Annotated in this window: 11 protein-coding genes; 6 read left to right on the top strand and 5 right to left on the bottom strand. The window is 51.8% G+C overall.

Annotation, left to right across the window (positions count from 1 at the left end; genetic code table 11):
- Window positions 1-9: 9 nt before the first annotated feature.
- From MKQ68_RS12045 to MKQ68_RS12030, 4 genes are all read left to right on the top strand, one after another.
- Window positions 10-1,710 carry a RagB/SusD family nutrient uptake outer membrane protein gene (locus MKQ68_RS12045; RefSeq protein ID WP_244844413.1) on the top strand — a complete coding sequence of 567 codons (1,701 nt, stop codon included), beginning with the start codon at window positions 10-12 and terminating at the stop codon, window positions 1,708-1,710.
- A 61-nt stretch (window positions 1,711-1,771) separates the two neighbouring features.
- Window positions 1,772-3,265 (top strand): glycoside hydrolase, encoded by a 1,494-nt coding sequence (locus tag MKQ68_RS12040; RefSeq protein ID WP_264283508.1) that lies wholly within the window; start codon window positions 1,772-1,774, stop codon window positions 3,263-3,265.
- A gap of 10 nt (window positions 3,266-3,275) precedes the next feature.
- Window positions 3,276-5,093, top strand: a complete 1,818-nt coding sequence (locus MKQ68_RS12035) for a glycoside hydrolase family 35 protein (protein ID WP_264283507.1) — start codon at window positions 3,276-3,278, stop codon at window positions 5,091-5,093.
- Window positions 5,094-5,283: 190 nt separating this feature from the next.
- Complete coding sequence (locus MKQ68_RS12030; RefSeq protein WP_264283506.1) at window positions 5,284-6,570, top strand: TCR/Tet family MFS transporter; 1,287 nt, start codon at window positions 5,284-5,286, stop codon at window positions 6,568-6,570.
- Window positions 6,571-6,633: 63 nt separating this feature from the next.
- Here the strand turns inward: MKQ68_RS12030 and MKQ68_RS12025 are convergent, their stop codons facing one another.
- The 5 genes from MKQ68_RS12025 to MKQ68_RS12005 all read right to left on the bottom strand — a co-directional run bounded on the left by MKQ68_RS12025 (window position 6,634) and on the right by MKQ68_RS12005 (window position 15,093).
- Window positions 6,634-7,233, bottom strand: coding sequence for a hypothetical protein (locus MKQ68_RS12025; protein WP_264283505.1), 600 nt, complete (start codon window positions 7,231-7,233; stop codon window positions 6,634-6,636).
- 336 nt (window positions 7,234-7,569) lie between these two features.
- The gene (locus tag MKQ68_RS12020) at window positions 7,570-9,372 is read right to left on the bottom strand and encodes an NPCBM/NEW2 domain-containing protein (protein WP_264283504.1); all 1,803 of its coding nucleotides are present in this window, start codon (window positions 9,370-9,372) and stop codon (window positions 7,570-7,572) included.
- Between the two features lie 7 nt (window positions 9,373-9,379).
- Complete coding sequence (locus MKQ68_RS12015; protein ID WP_264283503.1) at window positions 9,380-11,941, bottom strand: alpha-L-arabinofuranosidase C-terminal domain-containing protein; 2,562 nt, start codon at window positions 11,939-11,941, stop codon at window positions 9,380-9,382.
- A gap of 10 nt (window positions 11,942-11,951) precedes the next feature.
- On the bottom strand, window positions 11,952-12,974 hold the full coding sequence (locus MKQ68_RS12010; protein WP_264283502.1) for a glycoside hydrolase family 43 protein: 1,023 nt from the start codon (window positions 12,972-12,974) through the stop codon (window positions 11,952-11,954).
- A 13-nt stretch (window positions 12,975-12,987) separates the two neighbouring features.
- Window positions 12,988-15,093, bottom strand: a complete 2,106-nt coding sequence (locus MKQ68_RS12005) for a glycoside hydrolase family 43 protein (protein ID WP_264283501.1) — start codon at window positions 15,091-15,093, stop codon at window positions 12,988-12,990.
- A gap of 316 nt (window positions 15,094-15,409) precedes the next feature.
- Here MKQ68_RS12005 and MKQ68_RS12000 point away from each other — a divergent pair, with 316 nt between their 5' ends.
- On the top strand, window positions 15,410-16,939 hold the full coding sequence (locus MKQ68_RS12000; RefSeq protein WP_264283500.1) for a hypothetical protein: 1,530 nt from the start codon (window positions 15,410-15,412) through the stop codon (window positions 16,937-16,939).
- A 35-nt stretch (window positions 16,940-16,974) separates the two neighbouring features.
- Complete coding sequence (locus MKQ68_RS11995) at window positions 16,975-18,717, top strand: carboxypeptidase-like regulatory domain-containing protein (RefSeq protein WP_264283499.1); 1,743 nt, start codon at window positions 16,975-16,977, stop codon at window positions 18,715-18,717.
- The last annotated feature ends 91 nt before the right edge of the window (window positions 18,718-18,808 follow it).

Raw genomic sequence — 18,808 nt, 5'->3', positions numbered from 1 at the left:
AGAAGAAAAATGCAAATTAAGTCCATCATATATTCGGCCTGCTTACTGGCCACCTCCGCACTCTACACGTCCTGCAACCGCGATTTGCTCGACGTAAGGCCTACGGATAAATTTGAACAAAGTGTGTTGCTGTCAGACTCGCTCGTATTCGAGGCGTATGTACGCAATCGTTACATCGGCGCACGTTTGCAGGATAAAGAAGGCGACGGTACCGATCCTGGTTTTGGCCGTGGTTTCGAGTACAGTTTATGGAGTTCCATCACAGATGAATCGATCTACAACAACGATGATAATACCTGGCTGATCCAGAAAGGTTTGCTGGCACCCGAAAACCTCGGTATGGCGGCGACCATCTGGCCGCGTAGCTACCGCAGCATCCGTGAATGTAACTTCGCGCTGAACGGTTTGCCACAACTGACGATCAGCGAACCACACCGCCAGTGGCTGAAAGGTGAATTGCAATTTATCCGCGCTTTCCGTTACCATGACCTGATCCGTAACTACGGCGGGGTAGTGCTCATGGGCGACAAAGTACTGGAGCTAAGCGACAACCTGCAGAACGATTCGCTGTTCACCCGCGCTACGCTGAAAGAAAGCCTGGATTATACTATTGCTCAATTAGACCAGGCCGCAGCATTATTGCCTGAAAATAACAGTACCGCATGGCCGATGGGCCGCGCCACCAAAGGCGCTGCACTCGCCCTGAAAGCGCGCCTCGCCCTGTATGCGGCCAGTCCGTTGTACAACGCCGGCACCTGGGCCGATGCCGCTACTGCAGCTGCAGCAGTGATTTCCCTGAACAAGTACAGCATTTACCAGGGCGGTTATGATAAGATGTTCCTCTCGGCCGACAACAATCCTGAGATCATCTTCGCCCGCCTGTATACAAGAAACGCCAACCACGTACACCTCGAGATCGCGAATGGTCCGAACAGCTATGGTGGCTGGGGCGGTAACCTGCCTTTGCAGAACCTCGTAGATGATTACGCAATGGCGAACGGTCGCCCGATTACTGACGGTACTTCCGGTTACGATGCGAACAACCCGTACGTAGGCAGAGACCCACGTTTCTATTACACCGTGTTGTACAACGGCGCTTCTTACCGTGGCTCAACGATTGAAACATTTACCCCTGGTGGTAAAGACAGTAAAGATGGTCCGGACAACTGGAATACTTCGAAAACCGGTTACTATCTCCGCAAGTTCATGAACGATGCCTATCCATTGCAGAACCCTTGGGGTAATGCGGGCTTCCAGCCGTGGATCTATATGCGTTATGCAGAAGTGCTGCTGAACTATGCAGAAGCGGCCAACGAAGCTTACGGTCCGGATGTTGTGCCTACGGGTGCTACCATGAGTGCCCGCGCTGCACTGAATGCGGTGCGTGCCCGTACCGGTGTGAACATGCCGGCTCTCGCTGCAGGTATTGGTCAGGCGCAGCTGCGTGATGCAGTACGTTATGAAAGAAGGGTAGAACTCGCGTTCGAAGAGTTTCGTTTCTATGACGTAAGAAGGTGGATGATCGCTGATGTAACGGAGAACAGGCCTGCCAATGGTATCACTATCAACAGGACTGGCAGCACGTTTACCTACACGACGAAAGTGGCACTGGATGGTCGCCGCTTTGAGCCTAAACATTACTGGCTGCCGATCCCGCGTGCGGAAATTCTGGCCTCTTCGAATAAATTACAGCAGAATAAAGACTATTAGTATTAGATTTCACCCGCTGCTGCAAATTGCAGCGGGTGAAAATCTTTATAAAATTGTTTGAATGATGGTCCGTTTTATACTGGCAGCCTGCCTGTTACCCACGTTGCTGAAAGCGCAAACCCCGCTGAAGCTGACAATCGATGAGCACAAAACTTACCAGGTTATACATAACTTCGGCGCTTCCGACGCCTGGGCATGCCAGTTTACCGGCAATTGGCCGGATGCGCAGCGGAACCAAATGGCCGACTGGTTGTTTAGCCTGGATACTACCGCCAACGGGCAACCGAAAGGTATTGGTCTTACGATGTGGCGTATGAATCTTGGTGCCGGCAGCACGCAACAGGGCCGTGAGAGCGGTATCCGCGATGAATGGCGCCGCGCCGAATCTTTTCTTGAAGCAGACGGCAGTTATAACTGGAACAGGCAATCGGCCCAGCAATGGTTCCTGACGGCCGCCAAACAAAGAGGTGTGCCTTACTTCCTGGCGTTCTTTAATAGTCCGCCCGTTACCCTCACTAAAAATCATAAAGCCTTTGCCGATAAAGGTGTTTGTAATATCGACAGCAGCCAGTTCAAAGCCTTCGCCACTTACACGACCGATGTGCTGAAAGGCTTGCAACGCAAAACAGGTATCCGTTTCGATTTCATTAGCCCGGTAAACGAACCGCAATGGGATTGGAGCGATGGGGGACAAGAAGGTTCACCCTATACCAACCGGGAGATCAGCAGCCTGGTAAAACAGCTGGCAGCGCAGTTAAAGCAACAGCGCCTCAACACGAAAATAATTGTGCCTGAAGCAGGGCATATCAAATATTTACTGGAAGATGATGATAAACCCGGCCGTGGTAACCAGGTAAACGACCTTCTTAAACCCGGATCGGCCAATGACGTAAGTTACCTGCCACAGGTGGCCCGGGTGGCTGCTGCACATAGCTACTTCAGTACTTCGCCTTATGAGAAAGGCGTGGCACTACGCCAGCGTGTGAAAGAAGGTGTAGCTGCTGTGAAAGGGCTCGACTTCTGGCAGTCAGAATATTGCATCCTTGGTGACAATGATGGTGATATTAATGGCAGTCGAAGAGATACAGGTATTACCGCGGCACTTTATGTAGCCCGCACCATACATACCGATCTCGCCATAGCGAATGCTACTGCCTGGCAATGGTGGCTGGCCATATCGGCCTACGATTACAAAGATGGGCTCATCTACGTAGAAAAGAAGAAAGACGGAGGTTGGTTACAGAGCAGTAACATGTTATGGGCCATGGGCAACTACAGCCGCTTCGTTCGTCCGGGTATGCAGCGAATCGACGTGCAGCTGCCCGGTGCGGAAAAAGACCTGTACGTATCCGCATGGAAAAATAAAAAGGCGCGTCAGACAGTCGTGGTGATTGTGAATGCGGGTAAAACCGCGAAGCGTATTGATACCGGTACAAACGCAGCCGTTACTTACACCACCAGCGCCAACGCTGCACTCGCCAAAGCTAATGTAGGAAGTGTGTTGGAAGTAGCTCCCGAGAGTATCGTAACCCTCGTTATAAACAACAAAAAATAGATTCAGGCAGATGAAAGGATGGTTATTAGCGCTGGCGCTGTTATGGCAGTTATCCGGCTTTGCGCAGCAACAACATACGTTCGCCTATAGTGACGAACATTTTTTACTGGATGGTAAACCCTTCCAGATGATATCTGGCGAAATACACTACCCGCGCGTACCCCGTGAGGCCTGGCGTCACCGCATACAAATGGCAAAAGCGATGGGCCTGAATACGATCGGTACCTACGTGTTCTGGAACGTACACGAACCACAGGAAGGGCAATACGATTTTAAAGGCAATCATGACATTGCCGAGTTTGTGAAGATCGCAAAAGAAGAAGGTATGTGGGTGATCCTGCGCCCCAGTCCGTACGTATGCGCGGAGTGGGAGTTTGGCGGTTATCCTTATTGGTTGCAGAATCAACCCGGATTAAAAGTAAGAAGCACAGAGCCTAAATACCTCGCTGCTTACCGCCGTTATATTAACCAGGTGGGCAAACAGTTATCGCCTTACCTGGTCAACCACGGTGGCAATGTACTGATGGTACAGGTGGAAAATGAATATGGTTCTTATGGGTCTGATAAAGAATACCTGCGCATCAACGAACAAATGTTCCGGCAGGCGGGTTTCGACTGCCTGCTGTATACCTGCGATCCCGCTAAGGACGTGGAAGCTGGCTACCTGCCGGGCTTTCTGCCTGCGGTAAACGGGCTGGATAAACCAGAACGTGTAAAATCACTGGTACGTAAATATCACAATGGCAAAGGCCCGTTCTATGTAGCGGAATGGTACCCGGCCTGGTTCGACTGGTGGGGCGAAAAGCATCATACGTCCCCTGCGGATGTGTATGCAGAAAAGCTGGATACCCTGTTGGCAAACGGACTATCGGTTAACATGTACATGTTTCATGGTGGCACCACACGTGCCTATATGAACGGTGCTAACTGTTACGATACCAGCTTCTATGAACCACAAACCAGCAGCTATGATTACGACGCACCGCTGGACGAAGCCGGCAATGCCACACCCAAGTTCATGCAGTTCCGCGAAGTAATCGCCAAACACCTGCAACCCGGGCAAACACTCACAGCGGTGCCTGCAGCCAAACCTGCTACCGCGTTACCCGATATTAAATTTACACAGTCAGCTTCCCTGTTCTCCATGCTGCCCGCTATGCGCACCGCGCAACGCCCGCAAACGTTCGAAGCGCTGAAGCAACCTTACGGTTTTGTACTGTACCGCACGAAAGTGCAGGGCGGCAAATCCGGGCTGCTGTCAGTCAAAGAACTGCGCGACTACGGACTGGTGTTCGTGAACGGCAAACGGGTGGGCGTGCTGGACAGAAGACTTAAACTGGATAGTTTGGAGTTGACGCTGCCCGCAGGCACTGTGCAGCTGGACATCCTGGTGGAAAACCTGGGTCGCATCAACTACGGTCCGAACCTGCTAAAAAATAACAAAGGCATCGTAGGCAAAGTGACCTTTGGCGGCCGCGAACTTACCGGCTGGCAAATGGCCCCGCTGCCTTTCGAACAGGCCCCGGCGAACATACCGGACAAACCGGCCGAAGGAGCACCTTCCATCAAACGTGGTGTGTTTAATGTTGATGCGCCTGCCGATACTTACCTGGACATGTCGTCCTGGGGTAAAGGCTGTGTATGGATCAACGGGCATCACCTGGGAAGATATTGGGAGATAGGTCCGCAGCAAACTATTTATGTGCCGGTAGAGTGGCTGAAGAAAGGCGCCAACGAAGTTGTGGTGCTGGAACTGCTGAAGCCGGAACAGGACGTGTTGCGCAGCCGCAGTACGCCGGTCCTCGATGTGCTCACGGAGCGCAGATAAACTAGTCAATCCATTCACTTTAATACAATTCTATTGCTAAATGACGGGAGAAGTTTCTACTTCTCCCTTTTTTGTGTCCATCCGCTCCCTTTTTGTCTCAATTGCCCCTTTCCACCTCGCCGATTTCGTTGTAAGTTTGCTTCCCTTAATTACACCGGCCAACGCGCCGGCACCCTAAAAAACACGCCATATGTTATTAAAATCGAACCGGAAAGCTGCTTTAGGATTTGTTTTCGTCACCCTGCTGATCGACATGATGGGTTGGGGACTCATCATCCCCGTAATGGCCACGCTTATCGCCGAACTGAAAGGGATAGCCGTGAATGAGGCCGCTGAGTATGGCGCTTACCTCATCTCTGTATTTGCCGTGATGCAATTCGCATGCGCCCCGATCATCGGTAACCTGAGCGACCGCTATGGCCGCCGCCCTGTATTACTGCTGTCGCTGCTCGGTTTCGGGCTCGATTACCTGATTCTTGCTCTCGCCCCCAGTTATAACTGGCTATTCCTTGGCCGGGTAATCGCTGGTATTACCGGGGCGAGTTTCACGACGGCCTCTGCGTATATCGCGGATATCAGCACCGACGAAGTAAGCCGCGCCAAGAACTTCGGGTTGGTAGGCGCCGCCTTCGGACTCGGCTTCACACTCGGCCCCGCACTGGGTGCCGGTCTCGCCGTATGGGGCATTCGCGCACCGTTTTATGCGGCTGCGGCACTTTGCCTGCTCAACTGCCTGTACGGTTACTTCCTGCTGCCCGAATCGCTGCCGAAGGATAAACGTCGTTCATTCGAGTGGTCAAGGGCCAATCCCATCGGTTCGCTGAACTTCCTGGCCAAACACCCCGAAATCGGCGGGCTTGCTTTCGCATTTTTCCTGATTTACTTAGGCGGACAGGCCGTGCAGGGCAACTGGAACTTCTTTACGATTTACCGCTTCCAGTGGAGCGATTCAATGGTGGGGATTTCGCTTGCAGTGGTAGGTGTGTTGGTCGGCGCGGTGCAGGGAGGACTCACTCGCGTGGTGAACCCTAAAATAGGTAATGAGAAGAGCATTTACCTGGGGTTGGGCCTTTATGCACTTGGTATGCTACTGTTTGCCGTCGCCACGGAAGGGTGGATGATGTTCGCCTTCCTGGTGCCGTACTGCCTGGGTGGTATTTGCGGCCCGTCCTTACAGGCGGTCATCGCAGGTCATGTACCGGCCAACCAGCAGGGCGAGCTGCAAGGTTCCCTTACCAGCCTGATGAGCCTCTCTACGATCTTTGGTCCTTTGTTAATGAACGGCACTTTCAGCTATTTTACTTCTGCAAAAGCCCCCTTCCACTTCCCGGGCATCCACTTTGTGATAGGAGCGGTTTGTATGTTGCTGAGCATCGTGATCATTAAACAGATATTCAGCCGCGAAAAGAAAGAACGGCCCGATTTGCAGCGCGTGATTGAGGGAAGTACCGGAGTTGGTAACACTCCCGTGCATTAACAAATAAAAAATTGAAGGCCGGTCAATACCGGCCTTCCTTTTTCATAAACAAATGTTATCGGTCTAAAAGAAGATATTTGTATAGATCATCGCATAACAAGTGATCGTATTCTGGCCAACGTGGCCCCACACGACTGCGTTATCATTGAATTTACGGGTGGAGTAATCCCACGTCTCCTGCATATAAAACCGGAAGCTTCCCCGCCGCCCGGGGATAAGGTCCGTATCAAAGTAATGCGTGTAACATTCGCGTTTGCCCATATTCACAATGGCGCCCCGTATCTGGTTGGTCACCGTATCGCATAGGATCGTCACGTCAAGATAACTCGTTGATCCCTCCACTTTCGGCTGCACTTTCAGCTCCGGCGGCAAAAAGTAAGCAGTATCCATCCCCCGGAACTGTATCGTATCTGCGAACAGCGCCGCATCTACCAGGCTGTCCAGCAGCGGTATCGGATTCAGTGGCGGAGACGGTGGTGGCGTCCCGCCAATCTGGTTCCGCATGGGCGCATATTCCCGCAGGTTATGAATGTAATCCCTTAGCCGGATTACCTCCACAAAATCGGGCCCCTCGCCGCCTTCCGGCAACACTACCTCATCGTCACAAGCAGACAATGCTAGCCACAACAGTAGTAGGTTCGTATATCTGAGTAGGTTACACATAGCGATATGGTTAGGGTTACTCACTGTCTAAAACGACGAAATGTGCTCGGGGGGACCATATAGTGGAAAAAATAATGGGCAAATAGGCTGTTCCTATGTCGATCCTATATCCAGTGGATATGCTCATTCGCTAAAACCCGCCATGGGCGTGACGGGGAGTATAGGGAGCATGTACGATGGATATACCTTTACTATTATCGGCCTACGAATGGCGGCGTTGTTAAGACCGATGGCGTTCCTCAAGACGTTAGGTGTAACGGACAGTTGGACGAAGCCGCATTAGCTTCGGCTACTCATAAAAAAATCGGGCGACGAATCCGCCGCCCGAAAAAATCTTTATTTAATCGCTTCAATCTTGTACAATCCCGCACCATGCCTTGGTATCAAGGGCGAGAACTGTCCGCCGGTCTGAACGGTTTTTTTGCCCGTCCAGAGATCGGTCACCTGGTATTTGCCCCGGATGCCGATGTCGCCCAGGTTTACAGGTACGTTGGTCGTTTCCGCAGGCGCCGGACCGGCAGGGTTTTCGGTAAACACGAAGAACTGCACGGTGCCGCCGGTATTTTGCATGGCGGCCGCATTATCAAGGCCGGTAAGGGCCTTAAAGGTCGTGTAGCCTTCAGGGATATCGAACTCCACTACGGAGTTGGCATGCACGCCAATACCTTGCTCGTAACGCTGCCCGTTCACTACGAGCGGACTACCCGATACGCCTTTATTCAGGCTCACACGCCCCCAACCGGAGCTGGCTTTTACCCACTTCGTGAGCAGGATCGAGTCTTTACCGTTGTAGATCGTTGGGCGTATCCAGTCGGCATGGTCCCAGTCGATCTGGTCACCGCCCTTCGTTACAGCGAGGTACAGTTTTTTCGCTCCGCTGATATTCGCTTCTGCCTGTTGTGACTGATTTTTACGGTCGATCAGCTGGCTTTTCCAGACAGCGCGATCCTCTTCGATCAATACCTGGTCGGCTTTGTTGAAAACAGCGAGGTATTTACTGTTGCCAGGGCCGTCGGCCGTCCAGGCGGCGGTTTGCGGGTTGTTGAAGAGCGGCCGGTTATTACGGCTTTGCTTCAATACCTCCAGCATGCCTTTGTTGGTGAGCAGCGATAACGTAAAGGCATCATTATCCGGCAGGTTACCGCCAAACATCATCGGCGAACGGAAGATGGCCCAGAGGCTCATCATGGTATACTGCTCGTCCTTCGTAAAAGCAGTCATCCTGGGATTGCCACGCTCCGCACGAATGCCGATACGGCCCATGGGCAGCATGTCGCCATCGGGCCAGGCGCCGGTGGTACGCCATTTATTCCAGCGATCGAACACATCGAAGTGTTCTTTCAGCTGCTCCCAGCTATCCCAGAAGTCGCCCACGGTACGCCACATGTTCGCATGTTGTTGTACGTGTGCGGCATGGTCCAGGGGTGTTTCGCCTGGGGAGGTGCTCAGCACGATCTTACGGCCCGTACGGTCAATCGCCTTACGGATCATTTCTATTTCTTCGGTAAAGTAGATAGGTGACGACAGGTCGTCGATCTTCACGAAATCCAGTCCCCACGAGGCATACATCTCGAAGATGGAATTGTAGTATTCCTGCGAACCGGTCTTACCCGGAACGATGGTGTACATGTCGCGTAGCCAGCGGCATTGGTCCTCAGGACTGTAAATATCAGCCGCCGTTACGTTGGTACCTTTCACAGGCAGCTTACGTTTCACTGCTTCTACGGGAATACCGCGCATGATGTGTATGCCGAACTTCAGGCCTTTGCTGTGCAGGTAATCTGCCAAAGGCTTAAAACCTTTACCGCCGGCCGCAGAGGGGAAGCGGTTAACGGCAGGCGTAAAGCGGCCATATTCATCGATGTTGTATTGCGCATCGGTTTCGTTGTAACCATGCGCTTTGTCGTTGGATACATACCAGCGGATGTCGACTACCACGTAGTCCCAGCCGGATGATTTCAGATGTTTGGCCATGTAGTCGGCGTTCGCTTTCACTTCGGCTTCCGTTACGGTAGGCCCGAAACAATCCCAGCTGTTCCAGCCCATTGGTGGCGTTGCGGCCCATTGGTGGAAAGGCTTTTGGGCGGCGGCTTGCAGGCTGAAGCTCAGCAAACCCGCGGCCAGCAGATGTTTGATCATACTCACGTTATTTTGTTTTGATGCGTATCACGGTAAACGAATAGGGTGGCAGTTCATTGCTGAACTCATTTTGAACATTGATATTGCTCGTCACCGGTGCTGCCGTCTTATCGTCCGGGCGGCCCTGCAGTACGGTTTTCACTGCGCTGCCAGCCGGCGAAATGCTGTTCAGGTTTACGTTGGTGCTGACCGGAACGGGCAGCAGGTTTACGAGCTTCACGATCACGTCTTTCGTTTTTTGATCGCGCACTACGGAATAGGCTACACGTTTCTTCACTGCGTCTTGTTGGTTGTCGAGCGTCATTACGCCGGGCAGGTATTCGTTACCGGCATTACGGCCGTACAACGACTGCACATGATAGCCTACGGTTGGCTTCACGGTACTGTTGTTAAAGTAGATGAGATCCGGGTTCCATTGGGTATGCCCTTCCTTGGCCAGCAGTGGTGCGTACGATGACATGTGCACCACGTCGCCGTTGCGCTCCAGTGTCGTTAGGTACAAGGCCTCGGCAAGCGCCGTTTCTATGTTGTTAGGCCTGCCGGGCAAATGCGCGGCGTACTCGCCCAGGTATACTTTCGATTTGGAACGATCGTAACGGTCATAGTAATCCTGGTTGTGTATAAACCATCCCGGGGGCTGATAGTAATGCTCGTCTACCATCGGTACCGCCAGGCTGTCTGCCAGTTTCCAGCCTTCCACATAATCGGTTCCTTCGGAGAAGGGCCCAACGGTGCCGATCACTACGATTTCGGGATGATGTTTTTTCATCGCCGCCAGTATCATTTTATAACGTTCTGCAAACACGTCGGAGATGAGGTCTTCGTTACCGATGCCTACATATTTCAGGTTAAACGGTTTTGGGTGACCGGCAGCTGCACGCACCTTGCCCCACTTGCTTGTAGCCGTTCCGTTTGCATATTCCACGAGATCGAGAATGTCCTGTATGTACTCGTCCATATGTTCGAAAGGCACGCCGCCCTGCTGACCGCCACCTAAACCGGCTACTTCGCCGGAGTTCTGGCAGGGCACGCCGGCTGCAATAACCGGTAAAGGTTCGGCTCCCATATCTTCACAGTAACGGAAGTATTCGTAGTAACCGAGTCCGGCCGACTGGTGATAGCCCCACAGGTTACGCTGTGGCTTGCGTGCTTCCAGCGGACCCACGGTATTTTTCCATTGGTAGATGTTGTGCAGCCCGTCGCCATGCGCCACACAGCCCCCTGGGAACCTTACGAACCGCGGGTGCATGTCTGCAATAGTTTGTGCCAGATCGGCCCGTAAACCGTTCGTATGGCCTTTAAATGTGGCTTGTGGGAACAGCGAGATCATATCCAGCTGAAGGCGGCCTGTCTGCAATGGTTGCAGTTCCAGCTTCGCATCGGTCGCATCAGCGCTGGCCGTCAGTACCGCTTTCGACTGTTTCCAGCTGCCGCCGCCTGCTAACACAGCGCTTGCGAGTATTTGCCTCTGTGCATTTACCAGGTTCACTTTCACTTTACCCGCACCTTTCAGGAAGGCGGAGAGCACATACTTCTCACCTTTACGCACAACGATACCGTCAAAGCCGCTGTTCACGAGCGATGCACCCGTAGCGGATGTTTCCAGCACGGCGTAATGTGGATTGTTGGGGTGAATCGGTTGTGCGCTGTCGATATTGAAGGTGCTGCCAGTGCCTTGTACTGACCAGGAATGTTTGCTGTTCCAGTGAGGATCGCGGTTTTCTTTATCGGACAGTGCGTATTCGAAATCACGGTTTTGAATGAGTTCTGCGTACAGGCCGCCGTCTGCAGCGTAATTCAGGTCTTCGAAAAATACGCCGAACAGCAGGTCGCTGATGGGACGGGCGGCTTCGGCTTGTACCACGATGCTCGCTTTCACCGGCTTCAGATCGGCAAAACGATGCGCGTCCTGGCGGGTGTTTTCTGCATAACGCTGGTCTTTGAACTGACGCAGGTCGTAGGCTTGCAGCATATTGGCCACCACGCTCCAGGCTACTTTGTGTTGCTGCCCGGTGGCTTTGCCGCCTGGCAAGTCAATGCTTACGTTGCGCGATTGGTATTCATTTGCTGATACTTCTTTCACTGCGCTGTAGGTCTTCAGATCGCGGCTGTCGGTACGGTAGTATTTACCGTTACTCGCATAGTATACGCTAAATCCATTGTTATAGCCCAGCACCGGCTTCTGTACGTTTTCACCATGTTCTGTAAGGTGATACGTCTGCCTGCCCCAATATACCAGGTCGGGGGAGGATACTGCTGCAAACAGGCGTTCTTTCTCGTTTAAGGCCCATACCGCATGCCACTGCCCGTCGGGTGACTGCACTACATACGGGTCGAGCATCCGTTTTTGAGAGCCCCAGCGGCCGTAATCGCTTTTTACAAAAGGATATTCGTTGCCGATGGGTTGCCATTGTTTACCATCGCGGCTCCAGGCGAAATGTAAGCCATTATGGTTGCTGTTTTTCGTAGTAGCATACGAAAAAAGGTAAACGGAATCCGGTTCGTTATGGGCGCCGGCGAAAACATTACTGCTCACGGCCAGACCTATCAGTATAAATAATTTCTTCATGTTGATGCGCTTAGAATGTCATATTTAAACCCCAGTGTTTAGCTAGCCGCTGTGCCTCTTTTTTCGTGAGATGCACTACTGCGCCATGTTTTGGAGAGCTGAAGTTGGTGGCTTTCATCACCCCTTCGTTAAAGTGCCCCAGGTCGGTAAAGTTTACGAAATCCTCTGTTTCACTAAACCCGAAATTGTGCGGCTTAATACCAAAGATGTCGTACATCAGCACATACTTTTTGGTGCCGATGCGCTGCCATACATTCGGCGCTTCACAGGCTTTCGGCTCGGGATCATACCATTTCGGATCATACATATAACCGGTGTTGATCGAGTCAGATACTGCCTGTTTAATGCCATTGCCATTATCCTGTGCCACATAAAACATATGGTACTTGCCGTTCGCATAGGTAATATCAGCATCAATGGCCGATTTACCCGGAGTGGGGTAGTGGAACAACGGCTGCGGAAACGTTTCCAGTTTTGTAAAGTCATTATCCACGTAGCTATAGTACAAGGCGTTCTTGCCGTTACCATACCGCATGGTGAAGTAGATCATCAGTTTTTTCTTAGCAGGATCGTACGTAGTTTCAGGCGCCCAGGCGCAGCCGATGCTGTCCAGGCCGGGGAAGGACTGATCAACCCGCAGGTTCGTCCGTTTCCAGTTGATCAGGTCTTTCGATTTCATGAGCACCAATGCGCGATTGTTGCCCCAGCCATATCCTTCACGTTCCCACTCGGTGCTGCGGTATCCCGAGCGTTGTGCAAAAATGTGCAGGTCGGTCATGGCTAGATAAAAGCTTCCATCCGGCCCGCGAAACAGGTGTGGGTCGCGAATGCCTTTCTGGAAGGAAATCGTATCACCGGCAATAATTGGCTTCGCGTTGTTGACATCCGTAAAACTGTAGCCGTCTTTGCTCAGCGCCATGTAAAGGCCGTGGGTATCATCTTTAAAGTACACCATCAGGTAAGCGCTCTTTTGCTGCGCGATGGCGCCGGCCGTTAAGAGCAAACCTGTCAGTGCCAGGAAAAAAGATTTCATATCAGGTGGAATTTTATTTAGATAAGGGATCGATTCCTTTATGTGTAGGCGTAACCGTAATAATGGTGCCGTCCTTGCCAAACGTCATTTTGTCGATACACACCTCGCGGTTGTAACCCGCTGCCCGCCCCATGTTGATGCCTTTCGGATAGTTGAAACGATGGTATACGATGTACCATTCATCTTTACCCGGTATCTGCAAAATGCTGTGGTGACCAGTCCCGTAAAGCCCCACTGCCGCATCCTTATTCAGTACCATGTTGTTGGCCGGTACCTGTATCTTACCGGTGGGAGAATCCGCAATACCATAACGCACGCGGTAATCCGGGTCGCGGGTGTCATTCTCCGACCAGGTGAAATAATATTTGCCGTTACGGACAAACACGCAGGTGCCTTCACGGAAGGTCCTGTCAGGTGTAATTATTTTGGTAGATCCGGGAACTAAAGAGATCATGTCTTCCTGCAGTTCTGCGACGGCCATATAGCCGTTTCCCCAATACAGGTAAGACTTGCCGGTCGCCGGGTCCATAAATACGTCCGGGTCAATTTCCTGCCCGCCTTTAATACCTTCAGGACGTTTGTCGATCAATGGTTTGCCCGAATCCTTAAACGGACCCGTGGGATGATCGGCTACAGCCACACCTATCTTTTGGGCGGCGGTGAAGTAGTAGTAGTATTTGTAAGCGCCGTTCACTTTCTTTTCGATGATGCAGGGTGCCCAGGCGTTCTTGTTCGCCCAGGTGACGTCGGTGCCGAGTTGCAGGATCTTGCCCTCGTCTTTCCAGTTCACCAGGTTGTCAGACGAAAATACCTTAAAGTACGTGCCCGACCAGTTATCAAAACCATCGCTGGTAGGATAGATATAATACTTACCGGTCTTTTCTGCATACAGCACATCCGGATCAGCATAAAAACCTTCCAGTGCAGCGTTATGCGTTTCAGTCGCCTTCACGATAAACGTGACCGGCTTACGACCTTTGATCGCCACGGTATATTTATCTGCACCAACTGATGTAATGCTCGCCCCGGGATACTTGCCGAACGTAGGTTTGAACTTGCTCACATCCGAACCTGGACGTAACTGCAGGTGTAACGTATTGGCAGCCGAATCCAGGTAACTATTGATCGGCTTCAGACCTGCTCCGCCTGCAGAAAGTATTACCTGCTGCGGTGTAAGCCATTTGGCGGCGAGTGCGCTGGCCTCTTTGTCCGTTATAGGCATCACCGTACCATGTCTCGGTTTAAAGTCCATAGTCACCGCTGCATTGATGGCGGAAAAGTGTTCCAGGTCGCTGCTACGTGCAAATTCGTACCGGCCGTTCCGGTACACATCATACATCAGGATATAATCGTTGGAGTTGTTCAGTTTAAAGATGCCGGAGCCTTCTACTTCATCCGTCGTTTGCTCCAGTGTTTTATCCTGGAACACATAACCTTCGGTGAGTTTATTGGATATTGCTTTCTTGATGCCATTTTTGCTGCCACCGGCGTGTTTGAAAAACAGGTGAAACTTACCATCCTTCGGGATAATATCCGCATCAATGCACACCGTGCCTGCCGGTGGTGTGAACAATACTTTGGGAGTAGTGGTCAGTGCGCTGAAATCTTTGTTTGCATAAGCGTAATAGATCTTATCGCTGTCCTGTGCACCAAGTCGCATCGACCAGTATACCATGTACTGTTTTTTAGCCGCATCATAAATCGTTTGCGGCGCCCATACCCGGTCTGCCGCTGCAAACTGCGGGTACAGTTTTGCGATGTCGATGGAATGCGTACGCCAGTCCAGCAGGTCGGTCGATCGCATTAACACGATCGCTGTATTAGGGCCCCAGCCGTTCTTAGCAGTATGCATATCTGTGGCCACCATGTAAAACTTATTATCGCCCGTGCCCCGCAAAATGTGCGGGTCGCGAACGCCGCCTGTAGCGCTGATGCTGTCGGAGTCCAGTACCGACTGCCCGTTGTTAAGCGCTTTAAAGTTATAGCCGTCGTTGCTCAGCGCAAACCGCACCGATTCGTCGTTGCCTGTAAAATAAGTGAACAGGTAAGCATTCCGCTGCGCCTGTGATGGCAGGTTCGCTGCAAGGAGGAATGACAGGTAAATCCAGCTTTTCTTCATAACGGAAATCGTTCTATCGTTTTAAGGGAGAGACAAAATACAAATAAAAAGTGTTTATCTGACAATTAAAATGAGGAACGGTGGATGTACCTCTCGTCATTGCGACCGCAGGGAAGCAAACTTCCGCTCCAGTCTATCCGTCGGCAACATGTATTGAATGGCGGTGCCCGATCGTCCCAAGTCCGTCTTTTCGAGTAAAGGAAGTAAGCCCGCGCTCCATTTTTTTTCATAACTTGTGTTAATAAATTATAAACAACGGTCCGATGCCGTTTCCACGTTATAAATTGCACTCAAAATCCGCAGCATCCAACTAAATATGAGATTGTTATACCTGTGCCTGTTGTTCCCGATCGCCCTTTTTGGACAGGATGCGGGAATTCAAATAAAGACGGACGGCATCACCCGGCCGCTTATCGTTTTAAGGCCGGTAGACGGCACCTTTTTTCCTAATAATTATACCCGCGAAGCCAAACCGGATGAAGGTAAATGGATCGTATCCACGGATGGCATGACTGCTCCGGGTTTTTTCGAAGTCGAAACGGCACGGGGCATGTATTACTTCTATATCCGCCCCGGCAAGCGATACCGGCTGGAACTGAATACGGGCACGCCCTTTAAGCTGGCCGCCGAAGATGTGGAAGGGCAGCAGCTGCTTCAGAGCTTCCTGCGCACTGCACCCGGGGACGTAGCTACCATGTACCTGGCAAAAAACCGCAACTTCAAATATTATAAGTGGAAAGTCACCGAAGATCGTGACGAACGCCTGCTGCCATTCAAAAAACTGCTGCGGAGTGAAAAGATCAGCCCCGAATTTTACGATGCGGTGGACCGCCTGTTTACCTCGTATTACGCCTGTGCACTTACGGCTATCCAGGTGAAGCTGACTGAAGAGCTGGTATTCGATCCCAAACACGCCGACTATGATAAGGAAAAGATATACCGGGTGGGCGAAGAGTGGAAGGAAATCCTTGGTTTCTGTAACCTGAACATCGCGAAGAATCGCGTGTCGCGTTATTTCCTCGATTATTGCGGGTTGATGAATACCTATTACTTCCCAACCTTCGGCGCGGGTACCACCGTCCGCCGCGACTCGCTGCGTTTTTCGGATGAATATGCCATGCTGGAACATTCGGTGAAGAAAGGATTTGTTACCATGGAGCAGCACTTTAAAGACGAACAGGTGCAGGAGTACGTACTGGCTGCGGCGCTGCTTCGTTTGTCGGAGCGCCAGGTACTGCCACAACTCACGCTAAAAGTGTGGGATTATTACCAGGAGCGTTATCCGAAAAGCAGCTACACCCGGCTGCTGCTGCCGGGCATGAATGCCATGGCGGCCAAACAGCCCAAGCCCGGCAAAACCGAGATGCCCGCTTTGCCAGCGGGCGTAGACTCTGTGTACTCCATCGCCGATCTGCAGGACCGGTTCAAGAAAGACACTGTATACGTTACTTTCTGGAATCCGGACGACGCCGCCTGTCATAACGCGCTCGCCTATATTTCAGAGGGGCAGTCGGTGCTCAAAACGAAGGGCATCAAAATGGCGTTCGTGTGTATTGATGATCAGACTTCTCCTTTAGGTGTGTGGAAGATGGCCGATCACTTTAAGCTGGAAGGCCGGCACTTCTGGGCGTCCGCTACTATGGTGGATGCACTCGCCAAACGGTATCCCGTACCCGAAGGTCAGCAGGTGCCCGAACAGGAGGGCCTGTCTGCCAAAGTGCCTGTTCCACGTTACCTGCTGATCCGCAATGGGCGAGTGCTACTGGGCAATGCGGCCGCACTTAATCAGCCGGAGAACCTGCAAAAACAGCTGGACGTGCTGCTTGACTCGTCAGAAGCCAAATAATATTGTACTTTTGCTGCGCAAGCCAAGCCTATATTATGAGATTGTCCAGAATGCTAGCCCTGCTAATCCTACTGCCGGTTGTAATCTACTACAGCTGCCGCAAAGCAGAAACTTCCGTGGAATCTACCGGAGAACATATTGTTGATCTTGTTCGTGTATCCGTAAGCGGCCGTGTAACGGACGTGGATGGTGTACCGGTAAGCGGTGCCGCCGTAAGCGCAGGCACGGCCAGCCAGGTAACAGACATTGATGGTAACTTCTATTTCAGTGACGTGTCGCTCGACAGAACGGCAGGCATGATCAAGGTGGAAAAAGCCGGTTACTTTACCGGTATTAAAACCCTGATGCTGGAAACCGGCGATAATAACAACACCAGTCTTCAACTCATAAAAAAGATCGTATCCGGCACCTTCGAAAGCAGTGCCGGCGGGGTGATCAACGTCGGAGCTAACGAAGGTTCGCTGACGTTTACACCTAACGCGCTCGTGAACGCCACTACCAAACAACCTTATAAGGGTCAGGTGACCGTATATGCGGCACCTATCAATCCCGAACAACCGAATTTCCAGGATGTAATGCCTGGCACGCTCAGGGGCATCGGCCTGGATAACCGCGTAGTAGGTCTACAGTCTTTCGGTATGCTGGCGGCGGAATTATACACCGCTAACGGAGAAAAATTGCAACTGGCAGATGGCGCCAAGGCTACCTGGCGTATGCCCATCCCCACCGGGTTAAAACATAAAGCGCCGGTAAGCATCCCGCTCTGGAGCCTGAACGAAACCACCGGTTTGTGGAAGGAAGAGGGCACGGCCAGCCGTATTGGCGACGAATACATTGGGGTGCTTACACACTTCTCTTTCTGGAACTATGATGCTCCTTTTAAGGTCGTAAAACTGAAAGCCCGTTTATTTGCGGAGGATGCGCCCCTGGCTAATGCCAGGGTGGAAATCACTACCGCAGTAGGCGATAACAATATTTCCGGCAGCGGTTATACCACAGCCGAAGGCATACTCGTAGGCATGGTACCAGCCAACCAGAAGCTGACGATGAACGTGTACAACAAGTGTGGCGATCTGGTATTCACCCAGTCCATCGACCCACTCTTTTTTGACAAAGACCTGGGAGAAATATCCATGCAGGCCGGCTTTACGCTGATTACGGTGCAGGGTACGGTATTGAACTGCGCCCGTCAGCCGGTGCTGAATGGTAACGTGTTAGTGAGAGTGGATGCGATTACTTATCGCGCCAAAATCAATGAAGGCCGCTTCATCCTGGCGGTGGCGCGTTGTAATAATGGTGCGGCTATGGCCACCATCACCGCCGATGATATCGACGAGCAAAAGATGTCGGAACCTAAAGATATAGCTGTCACCGGCCAGGACGTGGACGCAGGAGAAATAATTGTCTGCGGCGAAACGCTGGATCAGTTCATCAACATCAATATTGGTGGACAAACGACTTCGTTCACGCTGCCTGACGATAGTATCAGCGTATATACCAATCCGGACAGGACTTATGTATTTGCGCACAACATCGCAAATGCCGTTCCCCAGCTGGAATTTTATTTCGATGCGACGGAAGCCGCTACAGGTACATTTGGAGGCAGTTTCTATTATGTGCTGCCGGATAAAACCTGGAGCACCGCTTCGCCGGCCATTACTGTAACCCGTTATGATGCCGCCCCGGGTGGTTTTATAGAAGGCACGATTACGGGTACTGCCTCAGACTCGGTGACCACGAAGCCGCTTAATGCCAGCTTTAAGGTAAGACGATATTAATGAATAGGGGAGGCTGCCTGCACGGGCAGCCTTCTTTCTTTTATGGCGGAAAATTTGTAGTATTAGTACCTCATCTATCCACGCAAAAAGA

Origin of the sequence: Chitinophaga horti (genome assembly GCF_022867795.2) — a bacterium.
Classification (GTDB): domain Bacteria; phylum Bacteroidota; class Bacteroidia; order Chitinophagales; family Chitinophagaceae; genus Chitinophaga; species Chitinophaga horti.
Note: the sequence above shows the minus strand (reverse complement) of the source record. Positions and strands in the feature narration are given on the sequence as shown.